15 protein-coding genes, 1 tRNA gene and 1 pseudogene are annotated in these 20,090 nt (G+C 67.5%); 5 read left to right on the top strand and 12 right to left on the bottom strand.

Annotated features, from left to right (window positions below; all coding sequences use genetic code 11):
* The first annotated feature begins 14 nt into the window (after window positions 1–14).
* Both ACYVO6_RS12885 and pyk read left to right on the top strand, forming a co-directional pair.
* A complete protein-coding gene (locus ACYVO6_RS12885; RefSeq protein WP_461060521.1) occupies window positions 15–731 on the top strand; it encodes an SIMPL domain-containing protein in 717 nt (238 codons plus the stop codon).
* Window positions 732–863: 132 nt separating this feature from the next.
* Window positions 864–2,300, top strand: a complete 1,437-nt coding sequence (gene pyk, locus ACYVO6_RS12880) for a pyruvate kinase (protein WP_461060519.1) — start codon at window positions 864–866, stop codon at window positions 2,298–2,300.
* A gap of 10 nt (window positions 2,301–2,310) precedes the next feature.
* On the opposite strand, the pseudogene ACYVO6_RS12875 reads toward pyk, so the two are convergent.
* Window positions 2,311–3,085 (bottom strand): annotated as a pseudogene (locus tag ACYVO6_RS12875) (transcriptional regulator).
* A 106-nt stretch (window positions 3,086–3,191) separates the two neighbouring features.
* Window positions 3,192–3,266: transfer RNA gene (locus tag ACYVO6_RS12870), tRNA-Leu, on the bottom strand.
* Between the two features lie 102 nt (window positions 3,267–3,368).
* Between ACYVO6_RS12870 and ACYVO6_RS12865 the strand changes: the two genes are divergently transcribed.
* Window positions 3,369–4,025: an ANTAR domain-containing response regulator gene (locus ACYVO6_RS12865; protein WP_033318006.1), complete on the top strand. Its 657-nt coding sequence runs from the start codon at window positions 3,369–3,371 to the stop codon at window positions 4,023–4,025.
* A gap of 95 nt (window positions 4,026–4,120) precedes the next feature.
* Here ACYVO6_RS12865 and ACYVO6_RS12860 read toward each other — a convergent pair whose 3' ends face one another.
* The 9 genes from ACYVO6_RS12860 to ACYVO6_RS12820 all read right to left on the bottom strand — a co-directional run bounded on the left by ACYVO6_RS12860 (window position 4,121) and on the right by ACYVO6_RS12820 (window position 14,153).
* Window positions 4,121–4,837: an ABC transporter ATP-binding protein gene (locus ACYVO6_RS12860; RefSeq protein WP_352375017.1), complete on the bottom strand. Its 717-nt coding sequence runs from the start codon at window positions 4,835–4,837 to the stop codon at window positions 4,121–4,123.
* Entirely contained in the window at window positions 4,834–5,745 is a 912-nt protein-coding gene (locus tag ACYVO6_RS12855) for an ABC transporter ATP-binding protein (RefSeq protein ID WP_461060517.1), read from the bottom strand. The genes ACYVO6_RS12860 and ACYVO6_RS12855 overlap by 4 nt, the downstream gene beginning before the upstream one ends.
* Before the next feature lie 5 nt (window positions 5,746–5,750).
* On the bottom strand, window positions 5,751–7,577 hold the full coding sequence (locus tag ACYVO6_RS12850; RefSeq protein WP_461060515.1) for a branched-chain amino acid ABC transporter permease: 1,827 nt from the start codon (window positions 7,575–7,577) through the stop codon (window positions 5,751–5,753).
* Window positions 7,578–7,582: 5 nt separating this feature from the next.
* Window positions 7,583–8,515 (bottom strand): branched-chain amino acid ABC transporter permease, encoded by a 933-nt coding sequence (locus ACYVO6_RS12845; protein WP_461060513.1) that lies wholly within the window; start codon window positions 8,513–8,515, stop codon window positions 7,583–7,585.
* 112 nt (window positions 8,516–8,627) lie between these two features.
* The gene (locus ACYVO6_RS12840) at window positions 8,628–9,860 is read right to left on the bottom strand and encodes a branched-chain amino acid ABC transporter substrate-binding protein (RefSeq protein WP_461060511.1); all 1,233 of its coding nucleotides are present in this window, start codon (window positions 9,858–9,860) and stop codon (window positions 8,628–8,630) included.
* A gap of 279 nt (window positions 9,861–10,139) precedes the next feature.
* A complete protein-coding gene (locus tag ACYVO6_RS12835) occupies window positions 10,140–10,775 on the bottom strand; it encodes a Tat pathway signal sequence domain protein (protein ID WP_461060509.1) in 636 nt (211 codons plus the stop codon).
* Window positions 10,772–11,200 carry a hypothetical protein gene (locus tag ACYVO6_RS12830; protein WP_461060507.1) on the bottom strand — a complete coding sequence of 143 codons (429 nt, stop codon included), beginning with the start codon at window positions 11,198–11,200 and terminating at the stop codon, window positions 10,772–10,774. The genes ACYVO6_RS12835 and ACYVO6_RS12830 overlap by 4 nt, the downstream gene beginning before the upstream one ends.
* A gap of 128 nt (window positions 11,201–11,328) precedes the next feature.
* Complete coding sequence (locus tag ACYVO6_RS12825; RefSeq protein ID WP_461060505.1) at window positions 11,329–11,817, bottom strand: PaaI family thioesterase; 489 nt, start codon at window positions 11,815–11,817, stop codon at window positions 11,329–11,331.
* A gap of 56 nt (window positions 11,818–11,873) precedes the next feature.
* Window positions 11,874–14,153 (bottom strand): FdhF/YdeP family oxidoreductase, encoded by a 2,280-nt coding sequence (locus ACYVO6_RS12820; RefSeq protein WP_461061373.1) that lies wholly within the window; start codon window positions 14,151–14,153, stop codon window positions 11,874–11,876.
* A gap of 123 nt (window positions 14,154–14,276) precedes the next feature.
* On the opposite strand from ACYVO6_RS12820, the gene polA reads away from it, so the two are divergent.
* Window positions 14,277–17,003, top strand: a complete 2,727-nt coding sequence (gene polA, locus ACYVO6_RS12815) for a DNA polymerase I (RefSeq protein ID WP_461060503.1) — start codon at window positions 14,277–14,279, stop codon at window positions 17,001–17,003.
* Window positions 17,004–17,181: 178 nt separating this feature from the next.
* On the opposite strand, the gene ACYVO6_RS12810 is transcribed toward polA, so the two are convergent.
* On the bottom strand, window positions 17,182–18,036 hold the full coding sequence (locus ACYVO6_RS12810; RefSeq protein ID WP_461060501.1) for a DUF4184 family protein: 855 nt from the start codon (window positions 18,034–18,036) through the stop codon (window positions 17,182–17,184).
* A 272-nt stretch (window positions 18,037–18,308) separates the two neighbouring features.
* Here ACYVO6_RS12810 and ACYVO6_RS12805 point away from each other — a divergent pair, with 272 nt between their 5' ends.
* On the top strand, window positions 18,309–20,069 hold the full coding sequence (locus tag ACYVO6_RS12805; RefSeq protein ID WP_461060499.1) for a lytic transglycosylase domain-containing protein: 1,761 nt from the start codon (window positions 18,309–18,311) through the stop codon (window positions 20,067–20,069).
* Window positions 20,070–20,090 lie beyond the last annotated feature (21 nt).

Here is a 20,090-nt window from a genome sequence, read left to right as displayed (position 1 = left end):
ACAGAGTGGGACGTATGACCCCAGCCGCAGAGGACCCCCGACCCACAACCCCTTACGGCACACCCGAAGCCCCCCGCATCGCCGTCCGAGGCGAAGCCCACCTCGAAGTCGACCCCGAAATCGCCCGCATCGGCATCACCGTCATGGCCCGCGGCACCGACCGACGCACCGCCCTCGACGACCTCACCCGCCGCAACGCCACCGCACTCGACCTGATCAAGACATACGGCCAAGCCGTCGAGCACCTGGAAACCGGCACCTTCTCCATCAGCCCCGAACTCACCAAACACGGCCGCGGCGAACGCATCCGCGCCTACCACGGCCGCGTCCACACCACAGCCGAACTCACCGACTTCACCGCACTCGGCGAACTGACAACACGACTCGCGGACCTCGACCTCACCCGCGTCGACGGCCCCTTCTGGGCCCTGCGCCCAGGCTCACCCGCCCACCGCCAAGCCCGCCAACAAGCAGTACGCGAAGCCGTCCAACGCGCCCGCGAATACGCCGAAGCACTCGGTACGACACTCGCCGCGCTCGTCGAACTCGCCGACATCGGCGCGGAAAACGGCGAGCGTTACGCAACGGTGGTCTCAGGCCGCGCACGCAGCGGCGGCTTCGTCGCAGCCGCCGAAGACTCCACCGCCGCACCCCTGGACCTCGAACCCCAACGCCAACACGTCTACGCCCATGTCAACGCCCGCTTTACGATGGCGCCGCCGGAGCTCTGATAACTGGCTCAAATGCTCATCGGAGCACCCCGGCGCACAATTCAACACTTGTCAATAGCCCTTCACGCAAAGGTCGTTGAGTAGTCATGCATGACCAATTCCCTACCCACCGGTAAGCCCTAGGCTCGAACCATGCGCCGAGCAAAGATCGTCTGCACCCTGGGCCCCGCAACCGACTCGTACGACCAGATCAAAGCACTGGTCGAAGCCGGAATGGACGTAGCCCGCTTCAACCTCAGCCACGGCACCTACGCCGACCATGAGGAGCGCTACCAGCACGTACGAAAGGCCTCCGACGAAACCGGCCACAGCGTCGGAATCCTCGCCGACCTTCAAGGCCCGAAGATCCGACTCGGCCGCTTCAGCGAAGGCCCCGTACTCCTTGAACGCGGAGACACCTTCACCATCACCGTCGAAGAAGGCATCCAAGGCGACCGCCAGACCTGCGGCACCACCTACGACGGACTCGCCGCCGACGTCACCACCGGCGAACGCATCCTCGTCGACGACGGCAAAGTCTGCCTCGAAGTCACCGCCGTCGACGGCCCCCGCGTCCACACCACCGTCGTCGAAGGCGGCATGATCTCCGACAACAAAGGCCTGAACCTCCCCGGCGTCGCCGTCTCCGTCCCCGCCCTCTCCGACAAGGACGAGGCCGACCTCCGCTGGGCCCTGCGCACCGGCTTCGACGTCATCGCCCTCTCCTTCGTCCGTAGCGGACGCGACATCCAGGACGTCCACCGCATCATGGACGAAGAGGGCCGCCGCCTCCCCGTCATCGCCAAGGTCGAAAAACCCCAAGCCGTCGAAAACATCAACAACATCGTCGCCGCCTTCGACGGGATCATGGTCGCCCGAGGCGACCTGGGCGTCGAAATGCCACTGGAGCAGGTCCCGATCGTCCAGAAACGCACGATCAAGCTGGCCAAGCGCAACGCCAAACCGGTCATCGTCGCCACCCAGATGCTCGACTCGATGATCGACAACTCCCGCCCGACGCGCGCGGAAGCGAGCGACGTCGCCAACGCCGTCATCGACGGCACGGACGCCGTGATGCTGTCCGGCGAAACGAGCGTCGGCAAGTACCCCATCGAGACGGTCAAGACGATGTCGCGGATCGTGGAAGCGGCCGAGGAAGACATCCTCGCGAAGGGCCTCCCGCCCCTGACCGAACGCAACAAGCCCCGCACCCAGGGCGGCGCCGTCGCCCGCGCGGCCGCCGAGATGGGCGACTTCCTGGGCGCGAAGTTCCTCGTCGCCTTCACTCAGAGCGGAGACACGGTCCGCCGCCTGTCGCGTTACAGGTCACCGATCCCTCTCCTGGCCTTCACCCCCGACCCGGCCACCCGCTCCCAACTCAACCTCACCTGGGGCGTCGAAACCTTCCTCGGCCCCCACGTCAACTCCACCGACGCGATGGTCGACCAGGTCGACGAACAGCTCCTCAAGATCGGCCGCTGCCAGAAGGGCGACATCGTGGTGATCACCGCCGGGTCGCCGCCGGGAGTCTCGGGCTCGACGAACCTGGTCCGTGTTCACCACATTGGCGAGGATGACGCGCCCAAGTAGTGGCGTGGGGTTAGTGCTTGGGGCCTACGTGGGTGTCCATTAGGGCTACGGAGGCTTTGCGGGCGACCGAGATGGTCACGGCCGCGCGGCTCTGATGGAGTGGCTTCCACTCGACTCCGACGAGGTCGAGCGTGTCCGTGAAGAGCTGGATGATGTCGGTCGACGTGTTCGTGAAGAAGTACCGGGGGTATTCGTAGCGCTTGCGTTCGCCCTTCACGAGGCGAGTCGTCCAGTTGGTGATCCGGCACCCGTCGGAGTGGATGAGCCCTCGGATGAAGTCCCAGGGGTGCGCGTTCACGATCTTCTGCTGCCAGGGCTCGAGGGCGATGGTGCGCTCGTGCTTCTTGCCGGGACCGTGCTGGGGAAAGAAGCAGGGCCAGTGCTTGCTGGTGACAGTGACTGCTACACAGCCGTCCTTCTTCACGCGGAACACGCTGTTGTCCGGGCGTACGGCACGAAGCGCAGCTTCGCAGGCGTCGATAAGGCCGGGCCAGGCGTTGTCGCACACGATGCGGATGAAGTAGACGCCCCTACGGTGAGCGTTGATGCAGCCGTCGCCGAGATAGAGGCCGAGGAGATACGCGTACGCCGCCGGGTCCTCGGGTGGTGCGGGCACGCCCTGGCACCGAGGGCACGGTTTCCCGGCGCGCTTGAGCGGCTCGATACGGGTTTTGCCAGGAGCGGATCGTTGCCCGGGAGACGCCAGTCTCTTTGCTGACGGAGTTCAGGCTGCGCCCCTGGCCAACCAGTGCGAGTGCCCGCTTGCGTGTGCTCATGTCGTACATGTGCACACTCTGTGTGACTGATCGTCTCGACACGCAGCAAAAAGCGGAGGTTCACGAGAACGTGAACCCCCGCTTCCAGGAGATAACCTTCGAATCTAAGGAAAAGTGCCCCGGGTCGGACTCGAACCGACACTGTATGGGTTTTGAATCCATTGCCTCATGCCAATTGGGCTACCGGGGCCCAGCGAATCGAAGGTTAACCTCGACCCGCTGCCCGTCCACCATATCGCAGCTGGGTACCCTCTTGGAAAGCAGCGCCCCTGCCCCTGAACGAGGAGCCCCCGTGACCGCCCCCGAGTCGCCCCAGCCCACAGACGCGCCCGACGACGACAAGTCGCACGTGCCTCCGCTGACGACCCGTGTCGTCATCGCTGAGGACGAGGCGCTGATTCGTCTCGACCTCAAGGAGATGCTCGAGGAAGAGGGGTACAGCGTCGTTGGCGAGGCCGGTGACGGTGAGGAGGCCGTGGAGCTGGCTCGGGAGCACCGTCCGGATCTTGTGATCCTTGATGTGAAGATGCCGAAGCTCGATGGGATCTCCGCCGCGGAGAAGATCGCCGAGGAGTCCATCGCCCCGGTGCTCATGCTCACGGCGTTCTCGCAGCGTGATCTGGTCGAGCGGGCGAGGGACGCCGGCGCGATGGCGTACCTCGTGAAGCCGTTCAGTAAGAGCGATGTCGTCCCGGCGATCGAGATGGCCGTCTCCCGCTTCACGGAGTTGAAGCAGTTGGAGAAGGAGATCGCCGATCTGACGCAGCGTCTGGAGACGCGGAAGCTCGTGGATCGTGCGAAGTCGGTTCTGCAGACGGAGTACGGGTTGTCGGAGCCGGCGGCGTTCCGGTGGATTCAGAAGACGTCGATGGATCGTCGGATGTCGATGCAGCAGGTGGCGGAGGCGGTTATTCAGGACGCGGAGGAGAAGAAGGCCGCGAAGGACTGAGGTCGGTACCTGCACGCGCGTACATACGACGAGGCCCGCACCCCCTGTGAGGGGGTGCGGGCCTCGTCGTACAACGGTCGTACCGGGTGAGGAGCTCAGTCCTCGCCGAGGTACGCCTTGCGTACGGATTCGTCGTGCAGGAGGTCCTGTCCGGTGCCGGTGAGCACGATGTTGCCGACTTCCATGACGTGTCCGTGGTCGGCGAGTGACAGTGCCGCCTGGGCGTTCTGTTCGACCAGGAGGATGGTGGTGCCTTGGGATTTGAGTTCGGCGATGGTGGCCATGATCTTCTGCATCATGATCGGCGAGAGGCCCATGGAGGGTTCGTCGAGCATGAGGAGTTTGGGCTGTGACATGAGGGCGCGGCCCATGGCGAGCATTTGCTGTTCGCCGCCGGAGAGGGTTCCGGCGGCTTGCTTTCGGCGTTCTCCGAGGATGGGGAAGAGGTCGTAGGCGCGCTGTATGTCCTTTTCGATGCCTGCTTTGTCGTCGCGGAGGAATGCGCCGAGCCGCAGGTTGTCCTCGATGGTCATGCGGGGGAAGATGTGCCGGCCCTCGGGGGAGTGGGCGAGTCCCAGGGAGACGATCTGGTGGGCCGGGGTCTTCTTCAGCGATTTGCCGCCGAATTTGATCTGGCCACTGAGCGGCTTGAGCAGTCCCGACAGGGTGCGCAGTGTCGTGGTCTTGCCGGCCCCGTTGGTGCCGATGAGGGTGACGACTTCGCCGGCTTCGACTTTGAAGGAGATACCTTTGACGGCTTCGATTTTGCCGTAGGCGACTCGGAGTTCGTCGACTTCGAGGAGGGCGGTCATCGGTCGTTCTCCTTGCGGGGCGCGGCGTCCGTCGGGGTGGCGGCGTTGGCCTCGGCGGCTTCGACTTCCGCTACTTCTTTGGCGCCTGGGGCGTCTTCGAAGGGTTCTCCGAGGTAGGCGGCGATGACGCGTTCGTCGCCTTGGACGGTTTCGCTGCTGCCTTCGACGAGTTTTTCGCCCTGTACGAGGACTGCGACGCGGTCGCAGAGGTTGAAGATGAAGCGCATGTCGTGCTCGATGACGAGGACGGCGATGCCCATGTCCCGGATGGCGAAGACGAGTTCTTCGGTCGCCCGGGTTTCCTGTGGGTTCATGCCGGCTGTCGGCTCGTCGAGCAGCAGCAGGCCGGGCTCGCTGGCCAGCGCCCGCGCGATTTCCAGCTTGCGCTGTTCGCCGTACGGGAGGTTGCGGGCGAGGTGTTCGGCCTTCTTTTCGAGGCCGATGAACTTGAGTAGTTCCATGGCCCGTTCGCGGGAGGCGGCTTCGGCTTTGTGGAAGCCGGGGCCGCGGAGCAGCGCGGACCAGAGCCCTTCCTTCGTACGGGTGTGGCGGCCGACGAGTACGTTTTCCAGGACTGTCATGTTGGCGAAGAGCCGGATGTTCTGGAATGTACGGGCGATTCCGGCGGCGGTGACCTTGAAGGATTTGGCCGGCAGGACGGTGCCTTTGTAGCGGACCTCTCCCTCGGTGGGGATGTAGAGGCCGGTGAGGCAGTTGAAGAAGGTGGTTTTGCCGGCGCCGTTGGGGCCGATGAGGCCGACGATTTCGCCGCTGTTGACGGTGAGGTCGACGTTGCGTACGGCGGTGAGGCCGCCGAAGCGCATGGTGACGCCGCGTGCGTCGAGGACGGTTTGGCCGGGCGTGGGTGCGGCCGGTGCGGTGTCTTTGGTGGTGGTGTCGGTTGTCATGGTGGTCAGGCCCCTGCCTTGCTGAGGACTGTGGGCGCTTCCGTTTCTTCGTGGAATTCGAGCTGGCGGCGCCGGTTCGGGATGAGGCCTTCCGGACGGAAGCGCATGAGCAGGACGAGCGCGAGGCCGAAGGCGAAGAGTTGGTAGTTGCCCAGGAATTGGAGCTTGGCGGGGATGAGGTAGAGGAGGGCGGCGCCGACGAGGGGGCCGCTGATGGTGCCCATTCCGCCGAGGACGACTGCGGCGAGGAGGAATGCCGAGTTCGGTGGTACGACGTGGGCGAATTGGTATTGCTCGGGGGTCACGGTGTAGGTGACGTGGGCCTGGACGGTGCCGGCGAGGCCGGCGAGTGCGGCGCCGAGGGCGAAGGCGATGAGTTTGACGCGGAAGCCGTTGATGCCCATGGCGAGGGCGGCGGTTTCGTCTTCGCGGATGGCGATCCAGGCACGGCCGATGCGGGAGTCGCCGCTGCGTCGGAAGACGATGACGACGACGAGGGTGATGAGGAGCATCAGCAGGAAGTAGTTGGCGAAGCGGGCGATGGTGAACCCGGCGATGGTGTGTTCTTCGCCGAAGTCGAAGCCGAAGATGTTGAGGTTCGGAATCGATGCGATGCCGTTGGAGCCGTTGGTGATGTCGGGGCCTGAGGTGCCGTCGGCGTTGAGGACGGCGATGCGGAAGATTTCGCCGAAGCCGAGGGTGACGATGGCGAGGTAGTCGCCGCGTAGGCGGAGGGTGGGGGCGCCGATGAGGACGCCGAAGATCATGGCGACGGCTGCGCCGAGGAGGGCGGAGGCCCAGAACGGCAGGTGGATGTCGAAGGGGGATGAGGGGGAGCCGGAGACCATGGCTCCGGTGTAGGCGCCGACGCCGAGGAAGGCGACGTATCCGAGGTCGAGGAGTCCGGCCATGCCGACGACGATGTTGAGGCCGAGGGCGACGGTGGCGAAGATCAGGATGTAGACGCCGATGGTGGCGTACTGGTCGTCGGACTGTGTGAAGGGGAAGGCGGCGGCGGCGGCGAAGGCGCCGATCATCGTGACGTTGCGGTGTTTGGCGGTGATCGCGGAGACCCTGGCGACGAGTCCTGCCTTGGTGACGGCGGCGAAGCCGAAGCCGACGGTGATCATGAAGCCGACGAAGAGTTCGTCGTATTCGGTGCCGATGCCGTAGGTGAAGACGGTGAGGCCTAGGGCGAGTGCCGCGACGATGATGAGGATTTCGGCGTACGCGGGGAGTTTGCGGGCCGGGGTTACGTCGCTGGAGGCGAAGGCCGCTTTGAAGACCGTCACTTTGTTGCGGGTGTTGTGGCGGAACTGCTCCCAGTCGGTGTCTTCGGGGTCGGCCGGTTCGGGTTCGGGCCGGTCGAAGGGGAGGGAGAGGGCGCCGAGGAGGGTGGCGAGGGTGACGATGGCGACGACCCAGCCGCCGGGTTCGAGGTTGGCGAGGCCGCCGAGTTGGACGCTGATCGCGATGATCGTGAACCAGGCGGTGGCGAAGGCGGCGAGTGCGGCGAGTTTGATGGCGCTGTCGGCTGCGCCGGGTGTGAGCCAGCGCAGTCCCTTCACTCCGTAGGAGGCGAGGCCGAAGAGTGCGGTGAGGGCGCCGGCGATGAGGACGAGGACTTGGAGGCCGCCGGGGTAGCCGTAGACGGTGAGGTCGCCGGGGAAGGCGTCGGTCCAGGTCCAGGCGAGGAAGGTGGAGATGAGGGTGAGGATGCCGCCGCCGGTGGCGAGGGCGCGGCCGAGGTTTTCGGGGATGCCGATGAGGCCGCTGGGTTTGCCGTCGGCCGGGGTGCTCGGCGTCTGGGGGGCAGTGGTCTGTGTGGTCATCGGTGTCACGCCCTGTCCGCCACGCGCTCACCCATCAGGCCTTGTGGCCTGAAGAGGAGGACGAGGATGAGAAGTACGAAGGCCCAGACGTTGGCCCAGGACTGGCCGCCGAGTTGCTCCATGCCGGGGACGTCGGCGATGTAGGCGGTGGCCATGGTTTCGGCGATGCCGAGGACGAGGCCGCCGATCATGGCTCCGTAGATGTTGCCGATGCCGCCGAGGACGGCGGCGGTGAAGGCTTTGAGGCCGAGGATGAAGCCCATGCGGAATTGGACCTGGCCGTATTTGAGGCCGTAGGCGACGGCTCCGACGGCGGCGAACACGGCGCCGAGGGCGAAGGCGACCACGATGATGCGGTCGGTGTTGATGCCCATGAGTTTGGCGGTGTCGGGGTCCTGGGCGGTGGCCTGCATGCCGCGTCCGGTGCGGGTCTTCATGACGAAGTAGGCGAGGATCGCCATGCTGATGGGGGCGACGATCAGCAGGAAGATGTCACCGGTCTGGATGGTGACGTTGCCGATCTCGAAGGGGCCGCCGTCGATCTCGGGGAAGTTGATGGATTCCTTGGCGTCGGGGTACCAGGCCCATACGGCTTGCTGGAGGGCGAGGGAGAGGCCGATGGCGGTGATGAGGGGGGCGAGGCGTGGTGCGCCTCGCAGGGGGCGGTAGGCGAACCGTTCCGCGCCTACGGCGACGATGACCGCGGCGATGACGGCGCCGAGGAGCATCAGTGGCAGTGCGATCCACATGGTGGTGCCGTCGGGCAGGACGTACAGGTAGACCGTGAGGGCGCCGAACCCTCCGATCATGAAGATCTCGCCGTGGGCGAAGTTGATGAGCTGGACGATGCCGTAGACCATCGTGTAGCCGATGGCGACGAGCCCGTACATGGATCCCAGTAGCAGGCCGTTGACCAGCTGCTGCGGCAGTTCGTTCACCGCATGTCCTCCGAGACTTCGGATTTGTCGAGGGATGTGACCGGATGCGAGTCCGCGCGGGGCGCCAGTGGTGCAGCGCCCCGCGCGGCTCGTTCAGTGGTGCGGGTGTGGATCAGCCTTCGTAGGTGCCGGACTTCACCGGCTTCCACTCGGTGCCCTCGACGGAGTAGACGGTGAGCTGCTTGTTGGTGGTGTCGCCGTATTCGTCGAAGGCGACCTTGCCGGTCACTCCGTCGAAGGAGACGTTCTGCATGGCTTCTGTGATCTTTGCGCGGGCGTCGTCCGGGAGTTCGCCGTTGTTGTCCTCGACGACCGTCTTGACGGCCTGGATGATCGCCCAGGCGGAGTCGTAGGAGTAGCCGCCGTACGCGGCGAAGGGCTCCTTGTAGCCCTCGGCCTTGTAGTTGGCGACGAACTCCTTGGCGGAGGGGAGTTCTTCGACGGGTGCGCCGACGGAGGTGGCGAGGTCGCCTGCGCTGCCGGCGCCGGCGAGGGAGATGAACTCCGGGTCGTAGATGCCGTCGCCGCCGACCAGCGGGATCTTGGCTCCGGCGGCCTTGATCTGCTTGCTCAGCGGACCGGCCTGCGGGTATTCACCGCCGTAGTAGACGACGTCGGCGCCGGAGTTCTTCACCTTGGTGGCGACCGCGGAGAAGTCCTTGGTCTCGGGGTCGATGTGCTCGGTGCCGGCGATGGTGCCGCCGAGCTTCTTGAACTCGTCGGTGAAGGTGCCGGCCAGACCGGCGCCGTAGGTCTTCTTGTCGTCGATGACGAAGACCTTCTTCTTCTTAGCGTCGTTGAAGACGTACTGCGCGGCGAACGGGCCCTGGATGGCGTCCGTGGTCGCGGTGCGGAAGTACGACTTGTACGCGCGGACCTTCTTGCCGCTCTGCCAGTCCGGGCCCTGGGTCAGGGTCGGGCCGGTGTTGGCGGGGGAGACCTCGACGAGCTTGGCGTCGTCGAAGACCTTCTGCATGGATTCGGCGACGCCGGAATTCAGGGGGCCGACGACACCGAGGACTTCCTTGTTGGCGACGAACTTGGTGGCGTTCTGCTGGCCGGAGGAGGGCTGCGCCTGGTCGTCGAGGGATTCGACCTTGAAGGTGATGCCGTCGACGACCTTGTCCTTGTTGGCCTGCTTGGCTGCGAGGTCGGCGGAGTTCTTGATGCCGAGGCCCAGGGCCGACAGGTCGCCGGTGAGCGGGGCATCGACGCCTATGACCACGGTGGTGCCACCGTCGCCGGAGGAGCCGCCGCCGTCGTCGTCTCGCGAGCCGCAGGCGGTGAGTGTGAGTGCTCCCGCCGCCAGCGCGGCGGTGATGGCGATGAGCGAACGTTGGCGCACGATCAGTCCTTTCCCTGGCGCGGCCCTTCCCCGTAGAAGCGGCCGAGTCGAGCGCTGGTCCGAAGATGATTCGGATCCGATGGCGCGGTGACTGGGCGTGACTCTAAGCGTGTGTGGGGAACGTGGAGGAGGGTCTGGCCAATGCTGTGACGCTCTTGTTATGACACGAGGTAATGCAGAGCGGTACTCAGTGGGTGGAAGAGTGGAATTACGGCTGATTCGCCCGGTCCGCATAGTGAGAACTCGCAGGCCTCGCCGGGTGCCGTCAGGAGCGTACTACTACTTTGGTGCTGTCGCGGAGTTGGTGCTGCAGGCGCCTTGAACGGCTTCCGAGAGGTCGTGTGCATACCGTTCACCAAGGATGAAACTGTGCACTTGTATTGCGCGCGTATTACGCAGAGTTACGTCCAGGAAAGGTAGTCCGGCGTTCCTTGGCACTTGCGCGCATTCCGTCACCTGCATGGTGATGTTGATCTTGTGGGGAAAGCCGGTCCTTGTCCGGAAAGGCAGACGCGGAACCGAAGCCAGCGAAAGACCGGCATAGGGCTGCGTTATCCGCAGCACGGTGACCTGAGGGCCGGACTGAACGGTCAGCTCCACGCCGATGCTGAAGCTCTTGGGCGGAGCGTTGTCGGGCGAGGGCTCCGGCCCGAGGTAGGTGAGGCCGACCACCTGTGAGGGGTACGGCGGCGGGTCCGGCGGGGCTTGTTCGGGCCGGGTGGCGTAGAGGTAGCCGCCGCCCGCGAGGAGAACGACTGCTGCCGCGATCGACAGGACGACGCGGCGGTGCCGGGTGTACGTCTGCGCGAGGTGTCCGCGCGGTGGTTCGGGCGGGGGCTCCGGCGGGGTGCCCGGGCCTGGGATGTCCCACGCGCGCGTGCCTTCGCCCGGCTCGACGGGGCCGACGCCGCTCACCCCCACGGCCTTCCGCTCGGGATGCCGTCGCGGTACAGGTCCTTGCAGCCCGCGCGCGCTTCGCGGTCGATCAGCCTCTCCGCGGCCTGTGCGCCCTTGCTCTTCTTCTCGGCCCGGGCGGCGTCCACGACCTTCAGCAGGATCTCGTACTGCCTGCCCGACAGGCCCATCGACTGGTAGTCCCCGTAAGTGTCCCCCGTCAGGACCTCCCGCGACCAATACGTGACGATCTGCGTGCACAGGTCCTCGGGAGGAGTGGCCGACGGCGACGGCGAGCCGGCGCCGGTCCGTGCGGCATCCCGCGGACCCACGCTGTCCTTCGAGTCGTCCTGCCCGCACCCGGTGATCAGGGCGCCGGTCAACAGCGCAAGCCCGAGCCCGAATCCAAGCGCTGCCCCCGGCCAGGGGGCTTCTCCCGATTTCATGCCTTGACGCTAAGCCGCCGGGTGCCGGGGAGCAACGGCGCTGTGGACGACCACGGTGCTGTGGACAACTCCGGTACCCGTCAGGGTGATTAGGGTCCGGCAGTCCCGGTTCCCCGAAGGGGCGTGGGTCAGTCCGCGGCACGTACGCGTTCCTCGTCGCTCGCCTTCACGTCGCGCAGCAGACAGGTGAGCCGCGCGGTGCATACGCGCTTGCCCGCCTCGTCGCTGATCGCTATCTCGTACGTCGCGGTGGACCGGCCGCGGTGTAGGGGGGTCGCGACACCGGTGACGAGGCCGGAGCGGGCTCCCCGGTGGTGGGTGCAGTTGAGGTCGAGGCCGAGGGCGATCTTGGAGCTGCCGGCGTGCAGCATCGCGCCGACCGAGCCCAGCGTCTCGGCGAGCACGGCGGAGGCGCCGCCGTGCAGGAGTCCGTACGGCTGTGTGTTGCCCTCGACCGGCATGGTGCCCACGACGCGGTCCGCGGAGGCCTCGGTGATCTGGACGCCCATGCGTGGGCCCAGGTGCCCCGCGGAGAACATGGCGACGAGATCGACGCCGAGGGCCGTGTACTCGTCGATGACCTCTTGCGGGAAGTTCACGTGCTGGTGCTCGCCCATGGGGTCCGGCTCCTTCGTCTTTCGGCCGTCTATCGGAGCGCTCGCTAAGCGAGCGCTCAGTTGGTAGCCGATTGTTCCAGACGGACGACCACGGACTTGCTGGCGGGTGTGTTGCTGGTGTCCGCGGTGGCGTCCAGGGGGACCAGGACGTTGGTCTCCGGGTAGTACGCCGCCGCGCAGCCCCGGGCCGTCGGATAGTGCACGACCCGGAAGCCGGGGGCACGCCGCTCCACACCGTCCTGCCACTCGCTGACGAGATCGGTGTACGAGCCGTCGGCCAGGCCCAGCTCACGGGCGTCGTCGGGGTTCACGAGCACCACCCGGCGGCCGTTCTTGATGCCCCGGTAGCGGTCGTCCAGGCCGTAGATCGTGGTGTTGTACTGGTCGTGCGAGCGCAGCGTCTGCAGCAGGAGACGGCCCTCGGGGAGCTTCGGGTACTCGACGGGCGCGGCCGTGAAGTTGGCCTTGCCGGTGGCGGTGGGGAAGCGGCGCTCGTCGCGCGGGGCGTGCGGCAGAGCAAAGCCTCCCGGCTCGGCCACGCGCGCGTTGAAGTCCTCGAAACCGGGAACCACGCGCGCGATGCGGTCGCGGATCGTCGCGTAGTCCTTCTCGAACTCCTCCCAGGGCGTGCGGGATTCCTCGCCGAGGACGCGGCGCGCGAGGCGGCACACGATGGCCGTCTCGGACAGCAGGTGCTCGCTCGCGGGCTCGAGGCGGCCCCGCGAGGCGTGCACCATGCCCATGGAGTCCTCGACGGTCACGAACTGCTCGCCACTGCCCTGGAGATCACGCTCGGTGCGGCCGAGGGTCGGCAGGATCAGGGCACGCGCGCCCGTGACGGCGTGCGAGCGGTTCAGCTTCGTCGAGACGTGCACGGTGAGGCGGGCGCGGCGCATGGCAGCCTCGGTGACCTCGGTGTCGGGGGAGGCCGACACGAAGTTGCCGCCCATTGCGAAGAAGACCTTCGCCTTGTCGTCGCGCATGGCGCGGATGGCCCGTACGACGTCGTAGCCGTGCTCGCGCGGCGGCGCGAAGCCGAACTCCCTCTCCAGGGCGTCCAGGAAGGCCGGAGCGGGGCGCTCGAAGATGCCCATCGTGCGGTCGCCCTGCACGTTCGAGTGGCCGCGCACCGGGCACACGCCCGCACCCGGGCGGCCGATGTTGCCGCGCAGCAGAAGGAAGTTGACGATCTCGCGGATTGTCGGCACGGCGTGCTTGTGCTGGGTGAGGCCCATCGCCCAGCACACGATGGTGCGTTTCGAGGCGAGGACCATGCGCAGCGCTTCGTCGATCTGCGCGCGCGTGAGGCCCGTCGCGGTGAGCGTCTCGTCCCAGTCGGCGGCGCGGGCCGATTGTGCGAACTCCTCGTAGCCGTGGGTGTGTTCGCTGACGAAGGCCTCGTCGACCGCGCCCTCCGTCTCGAGGATGAGCTTGTTCAGGAGGCGGAAGAGGGCCTGGTCGCCGCCGATGCGGATCTGCAGGAACAGATCGGTCAGGGCGGCGCCCTTGAGCATGCCCTGAGGGGTCTGCGGGTTCTTGAAGCGCTCCATGCCCGCTTCGGGCAGCGGGTTCACCGTGATGATCCGCGCGCCGTTCGCCTTCGCCTTCTCCAGGGCCGAGAGCATGCGCGGATGGTTCGTGCCCGGGTTCTGCCCGGCGACGATGATCAGGTCCGCCTTGTAGAGGTCCTCCAGGAGGACGCTGCCCTTGCCGACGCCGATCGTCTCGCTGAGCGCGGAACCCGACGACTCGTGGCACATGTTGGAGCAGTCCGGCAGATTGTTCGTGCCGTACTCGCGGGCGAACAGCTGATACAGGAACGCCGCTTCGTTGCTGGTGCGGCCCGAGGTGTAGAAGAGGGCCTCGTCCGGGGAGCCGAGGGCGGTGAGCTCCTCCGCGATGATGTCGAAGGCCCGCTCCCAGGACACCGGCGCGTAGTGCTCGGCGCCCTCCGCCAGATACATGGGATGCGTGAGGCGGCCCTGCTGGCCCAGCCAGTAGCCGCTGCGGGTCGCGAGGTCGGCCACCGTGTGCGCGGCGAAGAAGTCCGGCGTGACCCGGCGCAGCGTCGCCTCCTCGGCGACCGCCTTCGCGCCGTTCTCACAGAACTCCGCCTTGTGCCGGTGCTCCGGCTCGGGCCAGGCGCAGCCCGGGCAGTCGAAACCGTCCTTCTGATTGACCCGCAGCAGCGTCAGCGCCGTACGCCGCACTCCCATCTGCTGCTGGGCGACGCGCAGTGTGTGGCCGATGGCGGGCAGACCGGCCGCCGCGTGCTTCGGCCCGGCGACCTGCGGCGCGTCCTGAACCGGATCACCCTGGGGCGGCTTGCCGGCCATCTCGGCCTCCTCGATCGAGCGCATGTGTGAGGTACGTCTTTGATCCTGCCACGCGCCGGTGACAACAACCGTGCCCGGGCTGCGGGGGCCGCGTTGTCAGTGGCTCGTGGCAGGATCGGGGTCGTGGCAGAAACAGCATCGAAGAAGACCGAGAAGACCTCCGCCGACGGGCGCCCGCGACTGATGCTCATGGACGGGCACTCGCTGGCGTACCGAGCGTTCTTCGCGCTGCCCGCGGAGAACTTCACGACGGCGACGGGACAGCCGACGAACGCGATCTACGGCTTCGCGTCGATGCTGGCCAACACCCTGCGCGACGAGGAGCCCACGCACTTCGCGGTGGCGTTCGACGTCTCCCGTAAGACCTGGCGCTCCGAGGAGTTCACGGACTACAAGGCGAACCGTTCCAAGACCCCGGACGAGTTCAAGGGCCAGGTCGAGCTCATCTGCGAGCTGCTCGACGCCATGCACGCCGAGCGGTTCGCGATCGAGGGCTTCGAGGCGGACGACGTCATCGCCACCCTCGCCACCCAGGCCGAGGCCGAGGGCTTCGAGGTGCTGATCGTCACCGGCGACCGCGATTCCTTCCAGCTGGTCTCCGAGCACACGACGGTGCTGTATCCGACGAAGGGCGTCTCCGAGCTGACGCGGTTCACCCCGGAGAAGGTCTTCGAGAAGTACGGGCTGACGCCAGCCCAGTACCCCGACTTCGCGGCCCTGCGCGGCGACCCCTCCGACAACCTGCCGGGCATCCCCGGCGTCGGCGAGAAGACCGCCGCGAAGTGGATCAACCAGTTCGGGTCGTTCGCGGAGCTGGTCGAGCGCGTCGAGGAGGTCAAGGGCAAGGCGGGACAGAACCTCCGCGACCACCTGGAGGCCGTCAAGCTCAACCGCCGGCTGACCGAGCTGGAGCGGCACATGGAGCTGCCCAGGACGGTCACCGATCTGGAGCGCGCCGCGTACGACCGCAAGGCCGTCGCGATGGTCCTGGACACCCTGGAGATCCGTAACCCCTCGCTGCGCGAGCGGCTGCTGGCCGTCGACCCCGGAGCCGACGAGGCCGACTCCTCACCGGTGGTCGCCGAGGGCGTGGCACTGGACGGTGCGGTGCTCGGCGTGGGCGAGCTGAAGCCGTGGCTCGCCGAGCACGGCAAGGCGGTCCTCGGTGTCGCCACGGTCGACACCTGGTCGCTCGGTACGGGCGCGGTGGCCGAGGTCGCGCTCGCCGCGGCGGCAGGAGCAGCCGCCTGGTTCGACCCGACGCAGCTGGACGAGGCCGACGAGAACGCGTTCGCGCAGTGGCTCGCCGACCCGAAGAAGCCCAAGGTGTTCCACAACGCCAAGAGCGCCATGCGCGTCTTCGCCGAGCACGGCTGGAGCATCGCCGGCGTCTCCATGGACACCGCGCTCGCCGCCTACCTCGTCAAGCCCGGACGCCGCTCCTTCGACCTGGACGCGCTGTCCCTGGAGTACCTCGGCCGGGAGCTGGCGCCCGCCGCCGCGGCCGACGGGCAGCTCGCCTTCGGCGCCGACGAGGCCGCCGAGGCCGAGGCGCTGATGGTGCAGGCCCGCGCCGTACTCGACCTGGGCGAAGCCTTCGGGGACCGGCTGAAGGAGGTCGGCGCGGCCGATCTGCTGGGCGACATGGAGCTGCCGACCTCTGCGCTGCTCGCCCGCATGGAGCGGCACGGCATCGCCGCGGACCGCACACACCTCGAAGCCATGGAGCAGTTGTTCGCGGGCGCCGTGCAGCAGGCCATAAAGGAGGCACACGCGGCAGCCGGGCACGAGTTCAACCTGGGCTCGCCCAAGCAGCTCCAGGAAGTCCTCTTCGGTGAACTGGCCCTGCCCAAGACCAAGCGCACAAAGACGGGTTACACCACGGACGCGGACGCTCTCGCCTGGCTGGCCACCCAGACCGACAACGAACTGCCGGTCATCATGCTCCGCCACCGCGAGCAGGCCAAGCTGCGGGTGACCGTCGAAGGCCTCATCAAGTCGATCGCCGCGGACGGCCGTATCCACACCACGTTCAACCAGACGGTCGCCGCCACGGGGCGTCTCTCCTCCACGGACCCCAACCTCCAGAACATCCCGGTCCGCACCGACGAGGGCCGCGCGATCCGCCGCGGCTTCGTGGTCGGCGAAGACTTCGAGTCCCTCATGACCGCCGACTACAGCCAGATCGAGCTGCGCGTCATGGCCCACCTCTCCGGGGACGAGGGCCTCATCGAGGCGTTCACCTCGGGGGAGGACCTGCACACGACGGTCGCCTCACAGGTGTTCTCCGTGGAGCGCTCCGCGGTCGACGCGGAGATGCGGCGCAAGATCAAGGCGATGTCGTACGGCCTGGCGTACGGCCTGTCGGCGTTCGGCCTGTCCCAGCAGCTGAACATCGACGCGGGGGAGGCGCGGGCGCTGATGGACACGTACTTCGAGCGCTTCGGAGGCGTCCGCGACTTCCTGCGCCGAGCTGTGGACGAAGCGCGGGCGACGGGCTACACGGCGACGCTGTTCGGACGTCGCCGCTACCTCCCCGACCTCAACAGCGACAACCGTCAGCGCCGCGAGGCGGCCGAGCGAATGGCTCTGAACGCGCCCATTCAGGGCACCGCCGCCGACATCGTCAAGATCGCCATGCTGAACGTCGACCGCGCCCTCACCGAAGCGAACCTCAAGTCCCGCATCCTGCTCCAGGTCCACGACGAAATCGTCCTCGAAATCGCCCCCGGCGAGCGGGAGTCGACCGAGGCCGTCGTCCGCCACGAAATGGCCAACGCGGTCCACTTGCGAGCCCCGCTGGACGTCTCGGTCGGCTCGGGCGACGACTGGGAGTCGGCGGCGCATTAGCCTGCGGCGGGCTGGGAGTTGGCGCCCACAAGGGGGGAGCGACGCGGAGCGCGTGTCACCCGCGTGGCTCCCCAGCACGACTCGACCCGCACCACGGCCACCGACCAGATGCGACTGCTGGACGTACTGACGAACGCCGGCGCGTTCCTGCGGACCCGCGCGTACAGCCTGAAACCGCTCAGCGAGGAGCCGGATGGCTCGGTTCCGTACGACCCGCTGCTGGGCTGGGAGGAACCGGAGCCGGACGCCACACCCTGACCCCGAAGCCGTACAGGAGCAGACCGACGGCCAGCCCGGCCCCCGCCCCGAAGCACACGGTGGGAATCAGCTCCCAGGGCTCCGCACGCGACCCCCAGTAAGCCCACCACCGAGACGCCCGCTGCACTGCGGCCACCACCGCGCAGCCACCGATCACGAGAGCGGCAAGCCACCGGTCCCGTACGGACAGAACCGGCACCCCCACGGCTTCCGTGGCGGGCAGTCGCCGCAGAGCGGCCGCTACGAAGATCGTGATCACCACCGCCATGACGGCCGAACCCCCGTACTGCAGATACCAGTACAGCGGCGAACCCGCGATCTCCCGCCCCAGTCCGGGGAAGACCCGCATCCCCCACCGGTCGAGATGCGTGAACGCGTCCAGCACGACATGTGTCAGCGCGCCCAGCACCGCGGACACATACCACCACAGCGCACGCGCTGGCCGGAACGGCGCACGCGGCGCGCCGCAGCGCAGCAGAGCCGCCGTACGCCCCTGCCAGCTCGGCGGCAACAGGGCCACCAACGGTTCGCGCAGCAGCAACCAAACGCCCACGAGCGCCCAGGCGATGAGGACGTCGATTGTGAACACGCCGGTGAAGGAGTGCGTGAACTCGCCGAACTCCATCGCCTCAGGCAGTACACTCGCCGCGTAATAGGTCAAGTCGGGCGCGAACGAACCGGTGACGAGCACCGCGGGGACCAGCGGGCCACGGCCGGTTCCGTCGAGGCGTACGACGGGCAGGACAGCCGCGGCATGGCTGAGAGTGAACGGCAACTGGGCTCCATGCTGGCGACGTTGACCGAATCTGACGACCCTGAATGCTTCCTTGATCGATGACGCCAGTATGCGGGACGAGCACCGCATGCTTCGGACACGCGCGGGCAGGAGAAAACGGATCTGGCCAACCGGTGAATTTCGGGCACGAACAGGTGTATGCGCGGCGCAAGTTGTCGTAGGGTCACCTGGGTCGCCGCTCCGGGGAGCGCGGCCGGATGGCAGGACAGCGCGCGAAGCGCGGGCAGTCGACGACGGGAGGGGTTCACGCGATGGCGGCGCAATTCGGCAGGAGGCTGGCCAAAGGGGCGGTAACCACCGCTGTGGCCGCGGCCGCAGTCGCGGCCCTGTCCGCGTCCCAGGCCCCGGGCGTGACCGATAGCCCGCAAAGCCGCCAGAACACCGGTTCGCAGCCCTCGTCCGACGTCAGCCCCGAAGAGAGCGCGACCGGTAACTCGCCGTACTACACGGACCTCCCGCCGCTCAACAGCCCGACCCCGACCCCGAGCCCGAGCCCGACTCCCGGCACCGACAGCCCCATCGCCACGGGCGACGCCGAGGCCGGGATACCCGCGACCGTCCTGGACGCCTACAAGAAGGCCGAGGCGGCGCTGCGCGAGTCCAAGCCCGGCTGCAACCTGCCCTGGGAACTCCTCGCCGCCATCGGCAAGGTCGAGTCCGGCCAGGCCCGAGGCGGCCGTGTCGATGCCGAGGGCACCACGATCACGCCGATCCTCGGCCCCGTCCTCAACGGCAACGGTTTCGCGAACATCCGCGACACCGACGGCGGTTCGTACGACGGGGACAGCTCGTACGACAGGGCTGTCGGCCCCATGCAGTTCATTCCCTCCACCTGGGCCTGGGCGGGCCGGGACGGCAACGGCGACGGCACGAAGAACCCCAACAACATCTACGACGCGGCCCTCGCCGCCGGCCACTACCTCTGCCGTCTGGACCGCGACATGTCTGTCCAGGCGGACCTGAACCGCGCGATCCTCAGCTACAACAACTCGACGCACTACCTGAACACGGTGCTGTCGTGGCTCGAGTACTACCGCAAGGGCACCCACGAGGTGCCGGACGGTACGGGCACACTGCCCTCCGGCCGCAGCGACGACAACAACGGAGCGAGCCCCAACCCGTCGCCTTCCCCGCCCGCCACGTCGAGGCCGCCGAACTCCAACTCCACGCCTCCCCCTGGCGACTCCAGCAGTCCCGCGCCTCCGGGTGACGGGCCCACGAGTCCCACGCCTCCTGGGTGGTCCACCAGCCCGCCCCCGTCCAGCTCGCCGCCCCCGACTTCCCCGTCTCCCACGCCCACCGAGACGGTGGACCACCTGGAGGACGCGGGCACCGGCAAGCTCACCGCGACCGCGGGCGACGCCTTCACCGAGAAGATCGCCGCGCGCACCGAGACCAAGGCCGGCAAGGCCGTGCCGAAGGTCCGGGTCCGCTTCACGATCGTCGGGGACACGGACGCCACCTTCAGCGGCGGCGAGAGCGTCGCCACGGTCGTCACCAACAGCTTGGGCGTGGCCACCGCGCCCGCGCTCAAGGCCGGTGAGAAGACGGGCGAGTTCACGGTCCGCGCCACCGTCGTCGGCCGCAGCGTGTCCGGCCTCGACTACACGGCGACAGTCACCGACCGCCAGGCCGACGCCCTCGCACGCACCAGTGACACCGCGCTGACCTGCGCCCCGGGCGGCGAGTTCGCGAACCAGGTCGAGGTGAAGGCCACCTACAAGGGCGCCGCCGCCGACGGTGTCGCGGCCACCGCCACGCTCATCACGTCGGCGGACGACGCGACCGAGAACGACAAGGGCCCCTACTTCAAGGACGCCGACGGCAAGACCGTACGCACCCTGAAGGACCTCGAGACGGACGCGAACGGCCTGCTCGAGCTGCCGAAGCTGTACGCGGACGACACGACCGGCACGTTCCTGCTGCGCATCGCCACCACCGGCGGCGCGACGCTGACGGTCGAACTGAAGGTGGAGGCGGCGACCGCCTCGCCGAGCCCCTCCGCCTCGTAGGTCCTCCGGATCAGCGGCGCC

The organism is Streptomyces pseudoechinosporeus (assembly GCF_054783935.1).
This window is presented reverse-complemented; position numbering and strand designations above follow the sequence as displayed.

Coding starts and splice junctions, on each gene's coding strand:
- ACYVO6_RS12885 (WP_461060521.1), top strand. CDS start 15: ATGACCCCAGCCGCAGAGGACCCCCGACCCACAACCCCTTACGGCACA.
- pyk (WP_461060519.1), top strand. CDS start 864: ATGCGCCGAGCAAAGATCGTCTGCACCCTGGGCCCCGCAACCGACTCG.
- ACYVO6_RS12860 (WP_352375017.1), bottom strand. CDS start 4,837: ATGACCGCCCTCCTCGAAGTCGACGAACTCCGAGTCGCCTACGGCAAA.
- ACYVO6_RS12855 (WP_461060517.1), bottom strand. CDS start 5,745: ATGACAACCGACACCACCACCAAAGACACCGCACCGGCCGCACCCACG.
- ACYVO6_RS12850 (WP_461060515.1), bottom strand. CDS start 7,577: ATGACCACACAGACCACTGCCCCCCAGACGCCGAGCACCCCGGCCGAC.
- ACYVO6_RS12830 (WP_461060507.1), bottom strand. CDS start 11,200: ATGAAATCGGGAGAAGCCCCCTGGCCGGGGGCAGCGCTTGGATTCGGG.
- ACYVO6_RS12825 (WP_461060505.1), bottom strand. CDS start 11,817: ATGGGCGAGCACCAGCACGTGAACTTCCCGCAAGAGGTCATCGACGAG.
- ACYVO6_RS12820 (WP_461061373.1), bottom strand. CDS start 14,153: ATGGCCGGCAAGCCGCCCCAGGGTGATCCGGTTCAGGACGCGCCGCAG.
- ACYVO6_RS12805 (WP_461060499.1), top strand. CDS start 18,309: ATGGCGGCGCAATTCGGCAGGAGGCTGGCCAAAGGGGCGGTAACCACC.